Origin of the sequence: Bradyrhizobium sp. STM 3809, from assembly GCF_000239795.1 — a bacterium.
Taxonomy (GTDB): Bacteria; Pseudomonadota; Alphaproteobacteria; order Rhizobiales; family Xanthobacteraceae; genus Bradyrhizobium.
Genome location: NZ_CAFJ01000290.1, coordinates 1 through 20,295 on the forward strand (window position 1 = coordinate 1; position 20,295 = coordinate 20,295).

Below are 20,295 nucleotides of genomic sequence, written 5' to 3' on the forward strand. Positions count from 1 at the left end.
TCCGGTCGAACGGATGTGGCCGCTCATGAAGCTGCTGCCTGTCGATGTGAACTACCAGAAAGCCCTGCGCGCGGCTAAGGGCGGACAGCTCGAAGCGACGAAAATCGGCGGACGCTGGTTCTGCACCAAGCGCGCCATGGAAGATTGGGTTGCGAGGACCGGCCAAGCGAATCCGTGATCTGCTTGCGCAGAGGTCTGGCAGGTCCCAGTGCATCTATCGTACATGCTTCAGGTTCGCCGATTCGCCGGATCGAGACCCCGTAGCCGTCCGGCGTGGTAGGACGCTCAGGAACAAAGCCGCTCTTGCCATAGTCAATTTCGGGCTAACTGCCCGGGAGCGGACATCGTCCGCGCCGCCGCCGAAGGTCCGAGATGGACCAAATAGCGGACGTTTGCCACAGCGCGACGGCGGCCTTGGCTCGGTCCTCTTATGTGAGCGGGTGCTCGACGGACGAATCATCCGGATAACGTAAGCGACTTCCAAGCCTGCAGCCCGCGCTAGTTAAGGCATGATCAGCATACGCAGCCTGTCGCGGATCGGCGGATCAAATCGATCTATCACGAAATCGGCGCCAACACCGCCGGCATGCAGCATACGAACGCCTCTTTCGACCACCGAGAGGGTTTCCTCCGATAGGTCCTGCCGCTTCGAAACCTCGGCAAGTCCTTCCATGACGGCGACCAAGCTGCCGGTCGTCTCGGCCCACTGCTTGGTCGCCCGCTCGCGCCTGCGCTCGCTGAGCGCCTCGCAATACGCCTGCACTGCCCGCTCCAGACTATCGGCATCGCCGAGTGCCCGGAACGCCGTGCCAAGGTTGTGCTGGGTTCGCGCCCATTCCAATGCTACGCGCGTCGGCGATTGTTCTTTCAGCGCTTCATTGTACGCCGCGATCGCGTCCATGAGACAACCTGCATCGCGACGGCGTTCGCCGAGACGTTGCAGTGCGATTCCAAGATTGTTTTGGATCGTCGCCCAACCGCGCGGATTGCTCGTACGGCTCACCTCCGCCAACGCCGCCCGGTGCGCTTCCACAGCCAGCTCAAGGTGGTCTGTCCCTTCCTCAATGTTTCCGATTTCGTCCAGGACATTGCCAAGGTTCGTTAGGTACTTCGACCGTGTCGCCACGTCCTCTGGCCGGAGACGGCTCAAAGCGTCCCGGTACATTGTCGCCGCCTCTTCGAGAAGCTTCGTGTTTTTCTTCCGCTGGCCAAGACGAAAAAGCGCGTTGCCGAGACCGTTGTGGATTTGACCCGCTTCGTCCGCAACACTTGCATGCTGGCTGAAGGCAGCGCGATAGGCCACCAGCGCTTCTTCAAGCCGTTCTGTGCCGCTCTCGCGTTCACCGAGGCATCTGAGCGCGTCACCGAGGTAGAATTGAGTAGCCGCCCAGTCGCCCGGCGCAACGTTGAGAGGGGCAAGAGCCAGGGCGCTGCGGTAGACTGCTATCGCATCCACGAACGCCTGATTTTCGCCAAATTCGTCTCCCTGAGAGAAGAGGTGCGTCCCCTGCATTAGCCGAAGTTGCCACGCGACATGCCGATCGACCGGCCCGGCAAGGCTTGACGCTTCGGCGAGGTCCATAGCCGCATCGCGGTAATTGAACGCGATCGAGGAGACGCGCGCACTCTGGCTCAACGATTGCACCGCACTCAGCGCCCTGAGCGATGCGCGATGCGCCAGCTCCTTCGTCGCCGCACGATCGATATCCACCGCCAATCGCAACTTTGCTCGCGCCTGGTCCATGTCCGCGCGCTCAAGGGCGGCGAAAGCCTCGACACGCAATTCTTCCACGCGCGGATCTTCGCTCGCGAGTTTCCTCATCTGCTGCTTGAGCACGATATATTCGTCGGCCTTCGCGTTGAGCAGCCGGCCAATCTCAACCGGATCGTTGGCGACGACCGTCTCTCCCAATCGATGCAGAATCTTGATCAGGACCGAATAGGGTATCCCTTTTTCCGCCTGAATCGCTTCGAGCAGGATACGACTCTGCAGATCGATGTGGGTCTTGACTTCTTCGAGCTTGGTCTCGGCGGCCGATACCGCGCGTACGTGTTCGCGCTCGACGAACGCCTTGACGTTGACGTAGACGTCGCTATCCCGACTGCATGGCTTGCAGATCGCTTGGTGGTCCACCCGTTCGATAAAGATCGGACGGGAGCTGGATAGGCCAGGATCACCGGAATCGATTGGCACGATCGTTCCGAGAATCCGCATAGGTTCCGTCTCCACCAGCACGAGATGATGAACAGTCTTGCTCAGCGGGCAGTCGCGATACCAATAGTTCAACTCGCGCAGGTGGGGGTCGTTGCGCACAAGGCTGGCGGTCGCCGCTGACGGGCGTACCAAGATGCGAAGACGGTCCGCCCAGGTAGCCAGCTCTGCACCGTTATGAGGTGTCGCCAGGAATGCGATCTTCTTCACTCTGGCTAGGAAATCGGAAGCATCTGCCCGATGCTCGGCCTCGCTTGCCGCCGTTCGCAGCAGCTGCTTGACAACCAGGCCGCCAAGACTGTGACAGACGAAAATGATCGCGCCCGTTCGCAACTCGGAAAGCGCGAATAACCGCGCAAGCGCACCTGCTGCGACATCTATCGGGTGCAGCGCTCTCAGGCGCCCCCATCCGGAGACTGGCGCGTCGTATCCCATCACGTAGGTTGCGACACCGTCGAGATCCTCGGCCAGCCAGCGAGGCCAGAAAGCCTTAGTATCTGAACGACACTGCCAAGTCTTCCAGGGGTCGCCGCCAAGGCCGTGTACGAAAATGACCCGGGTATGGATGTCTCCGGCGCTTCGGCTCACCTGCTCCAGCAGCACGCGTTTCTCCCCCGAGCTTTGCACGTCACGAGCCATAATTCTTGCGTCTCGTTGTCTCGGATGCAAGCCCGCAGCGTCGGCCTTGCCCGAAGGCAGCTCCCTTCGGCAGCCAGCCGCGCAGCCGCCTGCACCACCTGTCCCCCATTCAGGTCTGCGCCGCCCGCCGACTACGCCCGCGCATCAAGCACGCTCGCCGCAGACCACGCGCCACCGCTCACCTGTGACATGTCTTGCGTGCCTCCATTGGCCTCAAATTTGCATTCGTCATCCGTGTCGCAATCAGCTTCCTATTGTCGGGCTTGTGCCCCTTCGAACGCCCGGGTTTGCGCGCGCAGTTTCTTTGATTGGTAATGTTGGTCTCACAATTTCTCGACTCTAGCAGGTCTGGAGGCCGTAGACCGCCGGCTCCATTGAAATTTCCTGAAGTTTTCATTTCTGGACATTCGGGCCGAATCTCAATGCGCTGCTCTCGACTTGATTTGCAGGAGCCGACCATCGATGGCATTCTTCACCAAGACCGATCCCGCTGCGAAGTCGCAACGCGACCTCGAAAGCAAGCTCAAAGCTAAGCGCACCAGCCGCGACGACCTCACTGAGCGTCGCAAGGCCGCCGAAGCCGCCGCGGCCGTCCTCCGCGAGAAGGCGGTCAAACTGGCGTCGGACGGCGGCGACGACGCGGCGCTGTCGGCCGCCGAGGCGGCGATGCGCCGCGAGCAGGATCGCGTCGCCACGTTGACCGAAGCGCTCGCCAACATCGACAGCGCCATTGCCAACCTGGAACGCGAGATTGCGAGTCTCGTTGATCAGCGCTGCCGTGCCGAAACGGCTGCCGCCGTCACCGCAATTGCTAAGAAATGGAGGTCGGCCGGCGCGGCGTTCGACGCGTCACTCGACGAGCTTGTGCAGCTGGCGCGCGAGAGCGCGATCATCCTCCCCGATGCGGAGCCCTTGCGGGTGTTCCTGGAGGCCGTCCAGCAGCAGGTTGGCCCCGAGGCAAGCATGATCACCGGCGTGCTTGAGGGCCATGCCAAGGCGGTTCTGGCAGGCACGGCGCCCGCTTCGTTGCCGAAGCCCGTGCCGCCTGAGCCGGTCAGGGTTGTCGAGCGCCCGCTGACCGAGCGCATGTTCGCGATGCGCGCGGTGCGCTGGCACGACGTCAACGGCGTTGAGCGGGTGTGCGATCAATACGAGTTTGCCGACGTTACTCCCTCCGCCGCGCAGAACGGCCGCGCCTGTGGTGCGGTGGTGGATGTGACCGATCCTCGTTGCGGCAAGCTGCGGGGGGCACATGGCGGCCGGCATCCGAATCCGCAGCTCGCCTTCGATCTGGACAATGAACGGGACCGGCCCCAAGGAGATCAGAGCGGGATCGATCCTGTCCTTCGCAGCGCCAGCTTCAGGGTGATCGACCGTAGCGCCGAGGAGCGGACTCTCACGATCGCAGTCCCCCGGGTGTAGGCATGCGCCGCAAGATCACAATGCCCCCGCCAGGGATCACGACTCGTCTTGACGGATGGGTTGGTCAGCCCGACAGCATGCCCGCGTCAATTGCCGAGGTGATCGCTCGCGCGATGCCCCGGCCAAATGAGATTGAGATTATCCGCGCCCGGATGCTGGCGCGTCATCGGGGGGTTTGCGGATATGAGTGAAAACATTTCCACCGCGTCCGGTTACCCCTTTCCCGCTCTCGGTGGAACGGGGGCCGCTGCTTACGTCGAGGTAATCGATGAGGGCAGCGGCCCCGACGAGTACGACAAGCTGCTCGCAGCACTCGGCCGCTTTTACGAGGACGATGCACGTGTCGCAATTCACGAGGCAGGGCACGCCGTCTGCGCTCGCCTGCTCGGGAACCCGCTGGGCGGCGTGACGGTGCAGCCGACGAAAACGTCCGATGGCCTTTGCTGGGGCGTCGGACACGAAGAAGCCTTCGCTGAAGGCCGCGGGGACGCATCCGACGTTCGCGAGGTGCTGGCCGAAGCCATGCCAAAGGCCGGCGAGCAGATCGAGTCGGTGTCCGACGTGTTCGCGAACGTCTATTCGCATTGCATCGAGCTGATGGCAGGCTGTGTCGCCGAAACGATGTTGTTGGGCGAACAGGGCGTAGGCGGCGCCGACGATCTCAGGCAGGCCCGCGAGCTGGCGCTGCTGTTCTGCATGAGCGAGGAGGCGGTGGAGTCGTTCGTTCAGCATTGCAGGCTCGCTGCGCGGGACATGCTGATGCCCTACGGAGACGTTGTGATGGCGCTCTCTGTGGTGTTGCGGATCAAACGGACGCTGAGCGGCGCGGAGATCGACAAGATCATCTCTGACGTGCAGGCGCGTATGGCCCTGGTCAGTGAACACCGGCGGCGTGCTGATTGGCGCCAGCGGGAGATATCAGCCGCGCGCCTTCGAAGCAGTTGATTGAAATGCATATGCATCTAATGAAAGGAGCCCAGGGCCTTCGAGGGAGAAGCGCAGCGGGCAGACTGATTGGTCTGAAACGTGCCAAAGGAAAGTCAGCGGACCATTCCGGGAAGCACACTTGTGTTTCCCAATCAAAGACTTGCCGGACGTTGGAGCGCGATCGGCGGGAGAACGGGTAGGCTGAAAAAACGGCACGCGACTACCGCGAGTACGAATCGAAAAAAGCTACCTTATGTCTTTACAATCACAAAGGGAGCCTGCATAGTTACGAAATTGCACCGCTGCTCGAGAGATGGAGGCGGGAATGAGTTCTAATTCAACAGCGATTGCTAAAGCGTCTCTTGCTCTGACCGCTACGCTTGCCATTTCGGCATTGCCGGACAATCTCACTCTAAAATCTGCTCCAGACGGAAATGCTCTATCACGCATTGAAGCGATCCGCGCTGCTCTAACGGATGGTGGCCACAGCGTCTTGCTACGACAAGGTCTGGACGGCGACTATGTAGTAACGCAGTTCGCTCAAAATTTTTCGAACTCGTTCCAAAAAGCTCGATGCTCAGCTAGTAATACGTGTTGAGATCTCGGCATGGGGACGGACGACGATCAAGTCTCTCTCTTGGTCCTTCAGCCAACGCCCTTCTGCAACATTGATTGCAGCTATTGTTATCTAGCGGATCGAACAAACCATGAGAGGATGGCGCTTGAGACTCTCTCAAGGGTCATCAGCACTGTGGTTGCATCTGGCCGCGTTGGAGAAATTTTACGAATCTGTTGGCATTCTGGAGAGCCGCTCGTTGTTCCGCCAGGCTACTATGAGGACGCCTTCGCGATAATTCGGCGCCTTGTTCCAGATAGCACCAAGATCGAGTATGTATTCCAAACAAATGGGGTGCTCATCGACGATAGATGGTGCGGGCTGTTCAGGCGCCACCCTGTCACGGTTGGTATCAGCTTAGATGGACCCGCAGAGGTTCACGATCGGCATCGGCGCGATCGAGCAGGAAAAGGAACATTCGATCGCGTACTCAAGGGAATCGATGCACTCCGTCGCAATGGTCTGAAATTCTACATAATCGCTGTTCTGACCGATCGAAGCCTAGATAATGCCAAGCAATTATTTGAATTCTTTTGCTCGCTCGGCATCGAAGAGGTCTGCTTCAACGTCGAGGAGGTCGAAGGAATTCATATCACTCCTTCCTATTCCCCGGATCGACTTGTAGAGAGGGCTCGACGATTCTTTCGAGCCTACTATCAGCTATTGCGCGAGCGCAGCTTTCCCCATTGGGTACGCGAATTTGATTATGCATTCAATGCCGTGTTGCGCGCCCCACTGGAAACACCAAGAAATGCTCTTACAACACCATTTCGGTCGTTGAATGTGGACTACTTAGGCAATTTTTCAACGTTTTGCCCGGAATTGCTCGGCGTGCATACTAATGCTTATGGCCCGTTCATGCTTGGCAACCTCGCCAATGAATCAATCGACGATTGCGTTGCCAGGGAGCCATTCATTAGCTTGAATCGGGACATTCGCCACGGCGTCGATATGTGTGCGGCCACCTGCGCATACTTCAAAGTGTGCGGTGGAGGAGCGCCGTCAAATAAGCTATTTGAAAACGGTACATTTCGATCGTCTGAAACTCGCCATTGTCAAATCTTCATCAAGACGCTCGTCGATCTGGCTATCGATTTTATCGAAGACAACATTGCACGGCAGGAAACCGCCAGAGCCGACCAGCTGACCGCCGATAAGGAGAATTGTCGGTGCTCGAAAAGTTCCTAGCAGCGCTTCCGGCAGCCGCATCAAGCCCGTATGCGTTCATCTCATATCTATGCCTTATTGCAACCGTTACTTACACATCGATCGCTCAATTCAGGTTGCGCACGATAGCTCGCATCATCAACACTCTGCCGGAAAAAGATCGCGGCGCGCTACTGAAGAAGGAATACAATGTTCTGCCCGCGAATGGTCTAACCGCAGATCAGTGGATACGTTCGCGACGACAAATGCTGATTTTCTGGTTCCTCATTGCCCTCGTTGCAAGCGCAATCGTAATTGCCGTTATCGCGGTGCATGAAATTCCAGCGCAGGCTGCAGCCGCAGATGCTGCAAAGCAGCGGCAACTGGTCGCGTTCTGGCAAAGCGAGCAAATTAGACTGGAGGGCCTATTAAGAGATGGACAGCTATCGCAAGACTCTTACACGACAATCATAGCGTCCTTGAACGCTCTTTCAGCAAAACTTGCCAATCCCTCAACTGCAACAGCAGATTACACAGCCGTCGCAAACCAGATCACAAGCTCACTCGAAGAAGGTCGATATCGATTATCCTCAAATAAGATTGAGAACGCAAGGATAGCCTTGTCTAGCGGGGCGCCATCGGTTGCGAAATCCATTCTGAAAGATGCAGCGGCCAGAGACATTTCAAGTGCTTCCGACGCACTCTACCAGATTGGCCTCTTATCTGAGCAAGAGGCAAACTATTCTGATGCTGATCTTTACTACAAGAAGGCTCTCGATCTGTCGCCTGATAACCCGAAATACCTCGACGCATATGAGATCACGCAAACCCTTCTCGGACACTATAGCACATCCGAGCAACTCCTCACACACACGCGCGATATCGAGCAGAGGCGTGGTACTCTAACAGCAGACCGATCGCGACAGCTGAACTTTAAACTTGCGTACGTTTATTTGGTTTCGAATCGTTTTCAGCAAGCTGAAACAATCTATCTATCTATAAAATTGGAAATGGAGACCGAAGGAGACTTCCGCACACTGAAGTATGCGTTTTTGCTAAACAATCTTGGTTCGCTTTATCACAATTGGGGACGGTACAACGAAGCCAGCGGCCTCTTGGCATCCGCTCTTGATTTGCTCACCGCCATCCGCGGTGAAAACGACACCGAGGTGGCTAAGGTTCTAAGCAACACAGCGTATCTCAAAACGCTGCTGGCGAACTATGATGAAGTTCCGGCGCTCTTAGACCGCGCGATTGCCATATTTGTACAGCGCTACGCGCCCCGCAACGCCGAATTGATAAATCCGCTGAATAACTATGCCCGCTACTACACAGCAAGAGGGCGTTTCCAGGATAGCGATCGTATGCTGGCCGAAGCGCGGGCGATCGGAGATCTGAGGTTCGGGGGGAAGCATCCTTGGTTGGGCAGAACGTTCGATCTCATTGCGGAACGATATCTCGCCGAAAGCGATTTTGACAATGCCTGCAAAGCAACAACCTCTGCTCTCGAATTGAAAGAGCTCTTTTTTGGCACGGAAAATTTGGAGATGGCGCGCACACTCAAACTCCAAGCTCAGTGCCAATTGGGCCTGGGTCTCGAGTCCGAAGCCAAGAACATTTTGAATAGGGCGAGGGATATCGTAGTCCCTCGCCTAGGGCCAGAAAACATACGGATTGCCGAAATCGACGCCGTATTCTCTGATTACTACTTAAAGGTCCATGAGATCCCTCAAGCTGCCGCTTGTGTGAAGCTGGCACGAGATATAGCGGACAGGCAACTCGGCGCGCTGCATCCCTTCTCGGTATATCTCGCGAGCAAGCTTTCTACGTTTCGCTCGGTAGAGCCTGCTCAAGCGAGTCCCATAACGTGTTGATGGAGCCCGTGACTGAGTTGGTCGAGGCTGGGCAGCCGATCGCCCGTTTCGGTGAGGTTGACGGCCCAGGCCGCCAGCGTCTGGTATTTAAGCGAGGAGTGCGGCCGCTCGCCGTTGTAGTCGGCGACCCCGGCAGCAAGCATTCTCCTTGTGTCGTCGTGACCTGCCCCCTAAGAAATTCCTCCAGACCGAGTTAGAGTCCGCCCTGACGAAGGACGGATAGATCAGGCGAAAGCGGTTCACGGAAGAGCAGATCATAGCGGTGCTGAGGGAGCACGAGGCCCGATACCGCGCTCGACGGACCATCGCCCCGTTACTTGAAGCCCTCACACGCGCAATTCATCAACTGGCCGTTTTCACGAGCTTGGCGGCGGGCACTGCGGCGCGGTGCTGGGAGCGCAATCACCTGACAAGAGCGGCAAGTTCACTCAAGGATACAAACTTGATCCCAAATTCTGATACGAGCCACGCACGGTTCTCGGCATCTAAAATTGCTGCATCTCCACGCCTTCCTTCACCCGCCGCTATATCTAAAGTGCAAAATAGGTCATTGCCGTAGCCATAATGAGCGCCGATACTATCAGCGTCGGACCACTCAGCGACAGCGCGACCGACTTCACGCGTTTCATGGATGTCCTTAGCGGTACCGAGGCGCTGATACCATGGCGAGTTCGGCGCCCTTTCCGCCCAGCGCTCGGCGATTGCCAACACACGTGGTGATCCAAGGCTACGAGCCTCGATGGCTCTCATAACGTTGAAAAACCTATCAAGCCGCTGCTCAAGAGCCTCCTCTGTTTCAGGCACATAAAAATTCCCTTCTACTCTTGGCATTCCAATGCGTGGGGCTCCTAGCAACTGGATACCCAAGTCAAATGCGGCGACGAAACGTTCCGCCTGCTTGACATGAACCGGCTGACGAGCGGGTTGTTCAGGTGCCAAAGCGATCTGAAATGTGTCGTCCGAAAGCTGTTCAGTTCTGCTTCGCAGATCGGTAGTACCGAACACAGACGCGCGGTCATTCTTCGCTATTCCCTCAAACGTGATGATGGTTTCGCTGACGAAGCCGAGTAAGTCACCGCGCTTTAAAGCCTCGTGAACGGCAACAAAATCGGCATGGTTTGGGTCCTTCGCGTAGACACTTGGGCGGACCGCCTTGTCAAAGGTGTTGGTATCGAAGGTCACTCTCAAAGGCACTGCTCTAAACTCCCCTCATTGCACAACCTCCTGCTGCGACGTCGAGCGGCTAGGACACTAAGAGGGCTGCGGAAGCGCTGAGAGAAGAGCTGCGGCGATCATCCTTCGTCAGAGGACATATTCTCAGCGGTGGCAGCGGCTAAGTCGAGCAGGTCGAGCTGATCGCTTTCAGGCGGCAATGAAAGGTCTTTCAACCGGACGACCTTGATCTTGGCTCGTTCGCCGAGGGCAATGATGCCTGTGTCATCTGAGTAAATCTCGGTAGCACCGTGCACCTTCGCTATGGCAACGATCTGACGATCATATTTCACTTTTTGCCACGGCGCTGTCGAGTTTGCCTTTTTGTTTCCACCCGCAATAGCTTCGCGGGACATTGCAGCCGCTTCGAGCGCTGCGCGCGTGTCGAACGGCTCGATGCTGAACACGGCGTACTTCTGCAGCTCTTCGACGATTTGCTGCGAGGCGGCCGCTCCGGCCCGTACGAGAGCCTCGCTCAATGCTGGTGTCGGAATGATAATCTTCGACCGATCCTTGCTTAGCCGTTGGACCAAGTAATCGATTCGTTCTTTTGCACGTTCAACAGGTTTCCCGTCTGGACCGGCCGGAACTGGGGTGCCCGGCCGAAGAATCAAGAGCAGGTTGGTGGAATCAATGACCACCATTCTTGCGGCTCCCCGGTCCCGTCCGCATTTCCATCAGCTCGGCGTACGAGTCATCACCCCAGTTCGTTGGGATGTCGCGAAGCGCTGCGAGGGCGTCGGTTAGCGGGACATCCTGAAGGGGTTCAAAACTCTCGATCCGAAAGTATTCAAGCGTCCATACCCCGTCGGCGTCACGAATCCAGCGACCGCGCCCGAAGAGTCGCACAGGCTCAAACAACTTTGCACCTAGTTGCTTTGCGATAGGTCGTGTCGTTTCGCACCCGCTGATCTGGCGACCTTCGGATTGAAGAGTGACGTGAATCGTCTCGTCCTTCCCGCGTACACCGGTCACAATGCCATCTATCGAGCCTTGCTGGCGGACGGTGAATTTCTCCGGAGCCAGCTCGCGGCCATGGAATCGGATAACAACTGCGCCGTGGAGGGCTGCATCGCGCAGAACACCAACCGCATTGTCCGCACTGAGGAGCGCGTTTAGCGCATTAAATGCCCGGAGAGCCTCACGACTAGCGTCTCCTGCACGGACCGCCACCACCCGCTGGTGGACCTTAGGTGCAGCCTCGCGATCAACTCGCGCGTTCAGGACAGTGCTGCCTTTTGTGAGACCACGAAAGTGAACAGAATCCCGTTCACCAAGTAAGATCGCCAGCTCGTTCATGTACTGAGCGAGACGGGCCATCGGCATGGTTGCCGGGGTGTAGGCATCGATCTTGAACCGATAATACTCGGTGCCATCAATGCGGCTCTTCCGCTTCGGAGACGCAGCCATTTGAGAACTCAGGGTTTCGGAGGAGGACCTGTATAGAAGCCAGTAAAGCAGAGGTATCCTAACAATACTACCAACATGGACATGGCTTGTGGACCCGAGCCTGTGCTCCCCCCGGCGGTCTCAGCAGCACGAGCGCGGCCCGCCCATGCGTTTTCCGGAGCCGTCGGCTACCAGACACCGGCGGGGTCCCGGACGCATCGGCGCCCCCGTAAGCCATCACCGAAAATTTTCACGGGATTTTTCAGCGTCCACAGATGGCGACACAGGCGGCGACACACTGGTCCTATGTGATTGATTTTGTTCTCGTTTTGTGGCCAAAGCATTCCCTGCGCGATGGCTTGACGGATTATACGTACTCTCCCCGGGGACCGGGCTGTCTTGCCCCCGTCACAGGCGGATCATCACCGCCCGCTTGGCATCAGCGTCGGGATGCCAGGACCATACGACTTCACCGTGCGTACCCGATTGTTCGTCGGCGCGTGTCACCGCGCTGCAATCCGATCCGCCCACCGCATCCCCGCCTCACGTGTCGTGACGATCGCGATACGCCCCTCGTGGCGAAGCAGGATGCGCGGGAACATCGATCTGATTTGCCCGTCGGCACAAGTCCTGGCGCGTGCGACAAACTGGCACGACGGGCAAATTCCGCATGGCAGCTGCGCCATCGCGCAGCCGCCATCCGTCATGTTGTTAGTCCTGCGGCTTCTTGGCCGGAGGGCCGTTCTTGTTGCCCGGCATGCCCTTGATGTTCGAGGGGTCCTGCGCGCTGACGTCGGGGTTCTGCCGGTTGAGGGTGGAGGACGAGCCCACCGTGCCGGACCCGGTCGAGGACGGCCCGTTCTTGTTGCCCGGCGCGCCCTGGATCCCGGCGCCGGAATTCTGCGCGCTCGGCGGCGGCGTGGTCTGCTGCTGTGTGCTCTGGGCCAAGGCCGGCGTCGCCGAGACGACGAACGCGCACGCGATCACGCTGATGATGGGTTTCATGCCACCTCCCTTTGTGGTTGCTGTGCTGTTCGAACGTGGCGTTCTCGGTGCCGTTCCAGCGAACGTCGAATTTCCCGACTGCGCGCCGTGCACACGCGCAGCGCCTGCCCGCTTTATCGGCTTTCGCATCGCATCACCGCTGACTAACCTTCGCCTGCTGCCCACCGACCCGAGGCCCCGACGATGCAATACCTGTCCACCGAGCTCAGCCCGCGCGAGCGCTATAAGATCCTGACCTCCTTCGTGCTGCCGCGGCCGATCGCCTGGGTGACCACGAAGAGCGCGGCCGGGGTCGTCAACGCCGCGCCGTTCTCGTTCTTCAACGTGCTCGGCGAGGACCCGCCGCTATGCGTGTTCGCCATCAATCTGCGGCCCGACGGCCGGATCAAGGACACGCTGGTCAACATCCGCCGGTCGGGCGAGTTCGTTGTCCACATCACCGACGAGCCGCTGGCGCAGGCGATGCATGAGACCGGCGGCGACTTTCCGCCCGAGATCGGCGAGCCCGATCATCTCGGCCTCAAGCTTTCACCGTCGCGCATGATCGGCGTGTCACGGCTTGCGGATGCGCCGTTCGCGATGGAGTGCAAGACCTGGCAGCTCATCGACGTCAATGGCGATCGCGTGCTCGTGCTCGGCGAAGGCTTGACCTTCCACATCCGCGACGAATTGTGGGACGCCGAGAAGATGCGGGTGGAGATGGAGCTGTTCCATCCCGTCGGCCGCATGTTTGCCGATCGCTACTGCCGCACCAACGACCGGATGGATTTCCCGCCGGCCAAGGGCGCCGGCTGAACGTTCCATGGCTTCCGCCGGCTGGGAAAGTCAGTAGGTCGCGGCGAGATAGTCGACGATCTTGCCGACATCGGCTTCATTGATCGGAGCGCCATAGACCTTGATCATCTTGGTGACCTCGGCCTGCCAGAACTCCTTCTTGTTCTTCATCGGCGGCTGCGTCTTGATGTAGTCGGCGGAGTGGCAGGCCGCGCAATTGCCCTGCACGACGGCGAGATCGGGCCCCGGCTTGAAGGCTGCCGTCTCCTGCGGAACCTTGTAGTTGACCGGTGCCGCGGTGAGGGAGATGGGGCTGCCGGCGAGGCAGCCAAGGCCGACAGCCAGTGCGGCGAGGAGCAAGGACGTTCGTTGCATGGTCATTCTCCTCAGGCGGCCGTGACGCGGACGGTCTCGACGACGTTGCGCAGATAGCCGGCTGGATTCCAGCGCGGCGTCTCAGGCTGAGTCTCGCCGGCATTGCTGGTGGCCCGCACCTTCAGATCGTGGGACCCCGCGGCAAGCTTCACCGGCAGCTTCCACTCCCGGAAGGAATATTTGCCGAGGTCCTTGCCGAGGTTGGCGTCGGTCCAGCTCTGGCCGCCATCGGTCGAGACGGCGACCTGCTTGATCCCGCTCCCGCCGTCGAAGGCGATGCCGCGCAGCGTCACCGTGCCCGCCTTCAGCTTCGCGCCCTCGCTCACGCTGGTGATGAAGGAGCGGACCGTAAAGCGATTGATCGGGATCGTCGCCTTCGGCGCGGTCCCGGGCTCGACCGCATTGTTCGGCGTGTCCGGAATCCGATAGGCCGACTTCATCCAGAAGCCGTCGAAGACGCTGTCGATGACGGTGATCTCGTTGAGGTGCTTGACCCAATAGGTGCCGTAGTAGCCCGGCACGATCAGGCGCAGCGGAAAGCCGTTGAGGAACGGCAGGTCCTCACCGTTCATGCCATAGGCGAGCATGACCTCGCCGTTCATGGCGTGATCGAGATCGAGCGCCTTCACGAAGTCCGGCGTCTTGTCGATCACCGGTCCGTCCATGCCGTTGAAGGTCACCTGCCTGGCGCCGGCCTGGACCCCCGCCATCTCGAGCACGGCCTTGAGCGGCACGCCGCGCCAGCGCGCATTGCCCATGGCGCCGTTGCCGAGCTGGCCGCCGGCAACGCGCGGCTCGAAGAAGCCGCGGCTGTTGCCGGAGCATTGGTTGACGGCGACGATCTCGGTCGCCTTCATCTTGCGGATGTCCTTCAGCGACAGCCTCAGCGGCTTGTCCACCTTGCCCTTGATCTCGAGGGTGAACTTGTCCGGATCGAGATCGTAGGGAAGGTTCGCCAGATGATAGCGGACGAAGAAGGCGTTGTTCGGCGTGATCACGCCGTCATTGAACACCCCGAACGGCGTCTCGAGCTGCGGCGGCCGGCTGGTCAGGCCGATCATCGGCCGCTTCTGCGGAACCTTCACCAGCGGGCGCTCGCCATTGGCGAAGGGCAGCGTCACGCTGTCCTCGGCCAGCGCGCGGGTCGCGCCGAGGCCGCCCAGCAAGGCGGCCATGCCGGCTCCCTTGAGCAGATCACGTCGGTCGATCATGGGTCTCCCTCCGGAGTGGTCGTTCTCGCCCGGGGGTCATCACCCCCAGGACGATGTGTCATCCGCGCGCGGCCTTACCGCTCGAGATGATAGTTGCACGATTCTCTCGTGCCGAGAAAAGAGGCGAGCGCCGGAGGTCGAACCGTCACGATCCGCTGCAGTGCGGCGAGACGCATCGCAGACATGTAGCCCGGATGAGCGCAGCGACATCCGGGGTCACACGCGCGGCATCGGCGAACCCGGATATCGCTGCGCTCATCCGGGCTACGAAACCGCTCGTAGACTCCGTAGGGTGGGCAAAGCGACGCCGTCAGGCGGCGCGTGCCCACCGGCGGTGGATACAAGGGACGACGGTGGGCACGGCGCGATCGAACACCTGTGCATGACAAACGCGAGCTCGGCGCGCCTTTGCCCACCCTACGACACCGGAGAAAAAGGCGGGAGCGCAGCCCTAAGTGCCCTGCCCGATCTTGTCCTGCGTCTTCGTGTCGAAATCGCTGGCGTCGTGGCGTTCGTGCAGCTGGCTCTTGGGATCGCCGGTCACGCGGTTGACCATGCGGCCGCGCTTCACCGGGGCGCGCTGGGCGATCTGGTCGGTCCAGCGCTGGACGTGTCTGTAGTCCTGCACCGACAGGAACTCGCCGCCCTCATAAAGCAGACCCTTGGCGAGCGATCCGTACCACGGCCACACCGCGATGTCGGCGATGGTGTAGTCGGCGCCGGCGAGGTATTCGCTCTCGGACAGGCGCCGGTCGAGCACGTCGAGCTGGCGCTTCACCTCCATGGCGAAGCGGTCGATGGCGTATTCGATCTTGGTCGGGGCATAGGCGTAGAAGTGGCCGAAGCCGCCGCCGAGATAGGGCGCGGCGCCCATCTGCCAGAACAGCCAGGACAGGCATTCGGCGCGCTTCGCGGGCTCGGTCGGCAGGAAGGCGCCGAACTTCTCGGCGAGATAGACCAGGATCGCGCCGGACTCGAACACGCGGATGGGCTCGGGACCGCTGCGGTCGAGCAGCGCCGGGATCTTCGAGTTCGGATTGATCGCGACGAAGCCGGAGCCGAACTGGTCGCCCTCGCCGATGCGGATCAGCCAGGCGTCGTACTCGGCGCCGGTGTGCCCCAGCGCCAGCAGCTCCTCGAGCATCACCGTGACCTTGACGCCGTTCGGCGTGCCCAGCGAATAGAGTTGCAAGGGATGACGGCCGACAGGCAATTCCTTCTCATGCGTCGGTCCCGCGATCGGACGGTTGATGCTGGCGAAGCGGCCGCCGCTGGCCTTGTTCCAGGTCCAGACCTTGGGCGGCACATAGCTGTTCTGTTCGGACACGAGAGACTCCGGCGTGAGCGGCAAGGGAGCGGACGTTGTAGGCGCATATGCCGCGAAGCGGAAGCCGCGCCGCGCGCGGGCGCCATCCACATTTTCTGCATTGCAGGAGCGAACCGGCGATGACAGAACCGAGACAATACAACAATGACGGCCCGTCGCGGGCCGCTCCCCATTGGAAACGCCGATGACTGTCTCTGCCCTGCCTCCGGAACGTATTCCCGTCATCGTCGGCGTCGGCGAGATCGTCGACCGGCCGAAGGACATCGCGGACGGACTGGAGCCGCTGGCGCTGCTCGAGCAGGCGATCCGCCGCGCGGAAAATGACGCGGGCGCCAAGCTCGTGCAGGACACCGGCTCGCTCGACGTGGTCAACTTCCTGAGCTGGCGCTATCGCGATCCCCAGCAGTTGCTCGCGCAGCGGCTCGGCGTGAAACCGGCGCACTGCACTTACGGGCCGGTCGGCGGCGAGAGCCCGATCCGCTATCTGCATGAGGCTGCGTTGCGGATCGCGCGCGGCGAATGCGAGGTCGCGATCGTCTGCGGCGCGGAGGCGCAGTCGACCGCGACCAAGGCCGAGCGCGCCGGCGTGACCCTGCCATGGACGCCATTCGCGCACGACGTCGAGGAGCCGAAGCGCGGCGCGGCGTTCCAGAAGCCGCTCGCGGTGAAGCTCGGCGTCTTCCGCCCGGTCTCGGTCTATCCGTTCTATGAGGTCGCGAGTTCAGCCAAATGGGGCCAGACGCCGCGGCAGGCGCTCGCCGAATCCGGCGAGCTGTGGTCGCGCTTCTCGGCGGTCGCCGCCTACAATCCGAACGCCTGGCTGAAACGGCACTTCGCGCCGGAGGAGATCACCACGGCCTCTCCCGACAACCGGCCGATCGCCTGGCCCTACACCAAGCTGATGGTCGCCAATCCCATGGTCAACATGGGCGCGGCGCTGATCCTCACCAGCCTCGCGAAGGCGCGCGCCGCGGGCATCGCCGACAACCGCCTGATCTATCCGCTCGGCGGCGCCTCGGCCGAGGACCCGCGCGATTATCTCACGCGCGATCAGTTCGCCGAGAGCCATCCGCAGAACGCCGTGCTGCAGGCGGCGATGAACCTCGTCGGCGGCAAGGGCACGGCGTTCGACGTGATCGAGCTGTACAGCTGCTTTCCCTGCGTGCCGAAGATGGCGCGGCGGACGCTCGGACTCGGCGCCGACGTCGAGCCGACGGTCACCGGCGGGCTCACCTTCTTCGGGGCGCCGCTCAACACCTACATGACGCATGCCGCCTGCGCGATGGTGCGGCGGCTGCGCGGCGGCGGTGCCAAGCGCGGTCTGCTCTACGGCCAGGGCGGCTTCGTCACCAAGCATCATGCGCTGGTGATCTCTCGCGAGCCGCCGTCAATGCTGTCGCAGGATGTCAGCGTGCAGGCGGAGGCGGACCGCCATCGCGGCGCGGCGCCTGACTTCGTCAGCGAAGCGAGCGGCAGCGGCAAGGTCGAGAGCGCCACCGCCCTGTACGACCGCAACGGCGCCGTCGAGCACGGCGTGGTGATGCTGCGCACCGCGCAGGACACGCGCACGCTCGCACGCGTGCCCGCACAGGACGAGGCCACGCTGGCGCGGCTGATGGATCTCGACCGGACGCCGGTCGGCGCGCTCGGCACGATCACCATGGCCGCCGATGGCGTGCCGGAGTGGCGGGTGAGCTAGCAGCCGCTGACTGCTCGGCACCGTCATTCCGGGGCAATCGTCATGCGCTGACAGCGCATGGCGATTGAACCCGGAATCTCGAGCTTGTTGGAAAAGATCGCGAGATAACCTCGGATTCCCGGTTAAAGGCCTGCCGCCTGGCCCCGGAATGACGGGGCCGTGTTGCGATGTGTCTGGAGACTAACAACTCACACCTCGCGTGCCTCGCGCTGCCAGCGCGCGTAGGCCGTGGCCCAGTCCGGCGCGGTGTCGGCGGCAAAGCCGAGCGTGCGGCCGCCGCCGAGGTCGCGGAAGCCGATCATCGCGCGGCGATGGGCGCCGCTCCTGACATAGGCGCGCATGCTGGCCTCGTCGGTCCAGACCGTCAGCGTGTGATAGAAGCCGCCGACGGAGCGCATGACGACGCGAACATTGCCGGGCGCCGCGCGCGCCTGGCGGGCGGCCTGCATCGTGCGCCACCAGAACCGCGCCAGGCGCAGGACGCCGGGATGCGGCCGGAAGCCGGTGACAGAGACGTAAACACTCATCGCACGCTCCTGGGATCGCAGTCCGCGACGGCGCATGGTCGAAGGCGCAGCGCGATATCATCACAACGCTGCTCGGGCCGTCGTGGATGAGGGATGGCGCACCCGGCCACGCGGTTCAGCGCTTGGGCATTCCCTCGGATGGCAGCGTGCCGGTCGTCTCGGAAGCTTCGGGGCGGGCGCGGGAATCATCGGCGATCTGCTGCTCGCGTTTGCGCGCGAGCGCCTCCTCGCGGCGGGCGGTGGCGGCCGCGAGTCCCGGGTTCAGCTTGAGCGCCTGGTTGAAATCGGCGAGCGCCCGGTCGTAGCGCCCCTTGGCCAGCCAGACGGCTCCGCGATCGTTATAGAGATCGGGATCCGTGAAGCTCATGCGCACGGCGCGATCGAGATCGAGCAGCGCCTCGTCGAGCTCGCCCTTCTGCTGAAGCGCGAGGCCGCGCTCGCGAAACAGCGTCGGGTTGTTCGGATCGAGCCGGATCGCGCGCTCGTAGTCGGCCACCGCGCGGTCCCAGCGTCCCCTGCGGCCGAGGTCGCGGGCGCGATAGCGATACAGATCGGCATTGCGCGGCGCGAGCCGGACCGCCTCGTCGAAATCGGCGATCGCGCCGTCGAGATCGCCCTGCTGACTGCGCTCCAGCCCCCGTTTCACGAAGCCCGCCGCCGACGTCGGCGTCTCCCGGACCACGCCGTCGGCCATGGCCTCCTGGGCCGGCGCTTGCGCCGCAGCCAAAGGGGGTGGCAAGGGCGGTGGCGAGGCCGGCGGCACGGCGCTGGTCGATTCCGGGACGGCCGGCGCCGGCGGCGCGCCCGGCGGTTCGGGCCGCGATTGCGTCACCGGCCGCTGCGCGACCGAGCGCGTCGCCTCCGGCTTGCCCAGGCGGTCGCCGACCGACGGCAGCAGCAGGAGCTCGAGCCCGATCAGGATCGCACTGAGCACGGCGGTGGCGGCCGTGAACTGCAGCGCGGCGTCCCAGCGATCCCGCCGGATGCGGCGGCGCTCGAACGCCAATCGCTCGTCATACTCGGCGCGCCGATCGGGATCGCGCAGCACGTTGTAGGCGGCGATGATCAGCTTGAGCTGATGCTCCGCCGCCGCGTCGCCACCGCCCCGGAGATCGGGATGATGGGCCTTCGCGGCCTGCCGGAACGCCCGCTTGATGGTCTCGAGATCAGCGCGCGGCGAAACCCCGAGCACCTGGTAATGCGTCTTCATAAGGCGGCCCCGACTCCTCCCCTGGAGCGCCGTTCGTGATCATGCCGGAAGCATGTCGAGCGCATAATGGGCGCCATCGCGAACGAGCCGGCCAAATCCGGCCCATGGAAAATGCGAACCGCAGATCAACATCTGGTCTGCGACAATCCGATCGAGCAATTTGCGCCGGCTGACCTCCGCAGCCGGCCCGTCCTGGTCATAGGCGCCGTGCCATTCGGGATGGCGCAGGCAGAACGCCGGCACATAGGCGGTGTCGCCAGAGATCATCAGCTGCTCCTGACCGGAGCTGAGATGAAAGGCGGTGTGACCCGGCGTATGGCCGGGAACGCTGACGAAGCGGATGCCGGGCACCACCTCGTCCTCGCCCTCGACCGGCAGCACGTTCTTCCAGCCCGGGAGCAAGCTCTGGATGCGGCGGGCGAGTCCCTGCCGCCACGGCGGCAGGCGGCTGGTTTGCGATGGGTCGGTCCAGAACTTGTACTCGGCCGCGGCGACGATGATCTCGGCATTGGGAAAGGCCGGCGTATCGGTGTCGCCGCGCAACAGCCCGAAGATGTGATCGGGATGGAAATGCGAGATCAGGATGGTGTCGATGTCCTGCAGACGCAGGCCCGCCGCCTTGAGATTGTCCGGCATCCGGCCCGAAATGAAGATCGAGTCGGAATTGTAGCCCTGCACCTGGCCGCCACCGCCGGCATCGCACAGCACGGTCTTGCCCTTCAGCCGCACG

General features: G+C 61.7%; 17 protein-coding genes and 1 pseudogene. 6 read left to right on the plus strand and 12 right to left on the minus strand.

The window, feature by feature from the left end:
* Positions 1 to 502: 502 nt before the first annotated feature.
* The gene (locus BRAS3809_RS16455; RefSeq protein ID WP_008963242.1) at positions 503 to 2,815 is read right to left on the minus strand and encodes a tetratricopeptide repeat protein; all 2,313 of its coding nucleotides are present in this window, start codon (positions 2,813 to 2,815) and stop codon (positions 503 to 505) included.
* A gap of 498 nt (positions 2,816 to 3,313) precedes the next feature.
* On the opposite strand from BRAS3809_RS16455, the gene BRAS3809_RS16460 reads away from it, so the two are divergent.
* From BRAS3809_RS16460 to BRAS3809_RS35860, 4 genes are all read left to right on the plus strand, one after another.
* Positions 3,314 to 4,273: a hypothetical protein gene (locus tag BRAS3809_RS16460; RefSeq protein WP_008963243.1), complete on the plus strand. Its 960-nt coding sequence runs from the start codon at positions 3,314 to 3,316 to the stop codon at positions 4,271 to 4,273.
* 183 nt (positions 4,274 to 4,456) lie between these two features.
* Positions 4,457 to 5,218, plus strand: a complete 762-nt coding sequence (locus BRAS3809_RS16470; protein ID WP_008963244.1) for an FtsH/Yme1/Tma family ATP-dependent metallopeptidase — start codon at positions 4,457 to 4,459, stop codon at positions 5,216 to 5,218.
* Positions 5,219 to 5,807: 589 nt separating this feature from the next.
* Positions 5,808 to 7,004 carry a cyclophane-forming radical SAM/SPASM peptide maturase GrrM/OscB gene (grrM, locus tag BRAS3809_RS34890; protein WP_008963246.1) on the plus strand — a complete coding sequence of 399 codons (1,197 nt, stop codon included), beginning with the start codon at positions 5,808 to 5,810 and terminating at the stop codon, positions 7,002 to 7,004.
* The gene (locus BRAS3809_RS35860; RefSeq protein WP_139017366.1) at positions 6,986 to 8,836 is read left to right on the plus strand and encodes a tetratricopeptide repeat protein; all 1,851 of its coding nucleotides are present in this window, start codon (positions 6,986 to 6,988) and stop codon (positions 8,834 to 8,836) included. Before grrM ends, BRAS3809_RS35860 begins: the two co-directional genes overlap by 19 nt.
* Here the strand turns inward: BRAS3809_RS35860 and BRAS3809_RS35865 are convergent.
* From BRAS3809_RS35865 to BRAS3809_RS16490, 5 genes and pseudogenes are all read right to left on the minus strand, one after another.
* Positions 8,812 to 8,982: pseudogene (locus tag BRAS3809_RS35865) on the minus strand (hypothetical protein); the annotation flags it as partial. The gene BRAS3809_RS35860 and the pseudogene BRAS3809_RS35865 sit on opposite strands and share 25 nt — an antisense overlap.
* Before the next feature lie 256 nt (positions 8,983 to 9,238).
* Positions 9,239 to 10,018: a hypothetical protein gene (locus BRAS3809_RS35870; protein WP_139017367.1), complete on the minus strand. Its 780-nt coding sequence runs from the start codon at positions 10,016 to 10,018 to the stop codon at positions 9,239 to 9,241.
* Positions 10,019 to 10,128: 110 nt separating this feature from the next.
* A complete protein-coding gene (locus BRAS3809_RS16480; protein WP_063824010.1) occupies positions 10,129 to 10,692 on the minus strand; it encodes a PIN domain-containing protein in 564 nt (187 codons plus the stop codon).
* Entirely contained in the window at positions 10,679 to 11,458 is a 780-nt protein-coding gene (locus BRAS3809_RS16485) for a hypothetical protein (RefSeq protein ID WP_008963251.1), read from the minus strand. The genes BRAS3809_RS16480 and BRAS3809_RS16485 overlap by 14 nt, the downstream gene beginning before the upstream one ends.
* 690 nt (positions 11,459 to 12,148) lie before the next feature.
* Complete coding sequence (locus BRAS3809_RS16490) at positions 12,149 to 12,442, minus strand: hypothetical protein (protein ID WP_008963252.1); 294 nt, start codon at positions 12,440 to 12,442, stop codon at positions 12,149 to 12,151.
* 183 nt (positions 12,443 to 12,625) lie between these two features.
* Between BRAS3809_RS16490 and BRAS3809_RS16495 the strand changes: the two genes are divergently transcribed.
* Entirely contained in the window at positions 12,626 to 13,237 is a 612-nt protein-coding gene (locus BRAS3809_RS16495) for a flavin reductase family protein (protein WP_008963253.1), read from the plus strand.
* 30 nt (positions 13,238 to 13,267) lie between these two features.
* On the opposite strand, the gene sorB is transcribed toward BRAS3809_RS16495, so the two are convergent.
* From sorB to yghU, 3 genes are all read right to left on the minus strand, one after another.
* Positions 13,268 to 13,597, minus strand: a complete 330-nt coding sequence (gene sorB, locus BRAS3809_RS16500; protein ID WP_008963254.1) for a SorB family sulfite dehydrogenase c-type cytochrome subunit — start codon at positions 13,595 to 13,597, stop codon at positions 13,268 to 13,270.
* A 5-nt stretch (positions 13,598 to 13,602) separates the two neighbouring features.
* Positions 13,603 to 14,802 carry a SorA family sulfite dehydrogenase catalytic subunit gene (gene sorA / locus BRAS3809_RS16505; protein WP_008963255.1) on the minus strand — a complete coding sequence of 400 codons (1,200 nt, stop codon included), beginning with the start codon at positions 14,800 to 14,802 and terminating at the stop codon, positions 13,603 to 13,605.
* A 451-nt stretch (positions 14,803 to 15,253) separates the two neighbouring features.
* On the minus strand, positions 15,254 to 16,129 hold the full coding sequence (gene yghU, locus BRAS3809_RS16510; protein WP_008963256.1) for a glutathione-dependent disulfide-bond oxidoreductase: 876 nt from the start codon (positions 16,127 to 16,129) through the stop codon (positions 15,254 to 15,256).
* A 184-nt stretch (positions 16,130 to 16,313) separates the two neighbouring features.
* Here yghU and BRAS3809_RS16515 point away from each other — a divergent pair, with 184 nt between their 5' ends.
* On the plus strand, positions 16,314 to 17,828 hold the full coding sequence (locus tag BRAS3809_RS16515; protein WP_008963257.1) for an acetyl-CoA acetyltransferase: 1,515 nt from the start codon (positions 16,314 to 16,316) through the stop codon (positions 17,826 to 17,828).
* Between the two features lie 188 nt (positions 17,829 to 18,016).
* Here the strand turns inward: BRAS3809_RS16515 and BRAS3809_RS16520 are convergent, their stop codons facing one another.
* The 3 genes from BRAS3809_RS16520 to BRAS3809_RS16530 form a co-directional block, all read right to left on the minus strand.
* Complete coding sequence (locus tag BRAS3809_RS16520; protein WP_008963258.1) at positions 18,017 to 18,355, minus strand: hypothetical protein; 339 nt, start codon at positions 18,353 to 18,355, stop codon at positions 18,017 to 18,019.
* Between the two features lie 115 nt (positions 18,356 to 18,470).
* Entirely contained in the window at positions 18,471 to 19,565 is a 1,095-nt protein-coding gene (locus BRAS3809_RS16525; protein WP_008963259.1) for a J domain-containing protein, read from the minus strand.
* Between the two features lie 39 nt (positions 19,566 to 19,604).
* Positions 19,605 to 20,295: MBL fold metallo-hydrolase (locus BRAS3809_RS16530; protein ID WP_035656486.1), on the minus strand; the 691-nt coding region annotated here is incomplete at its 5' end.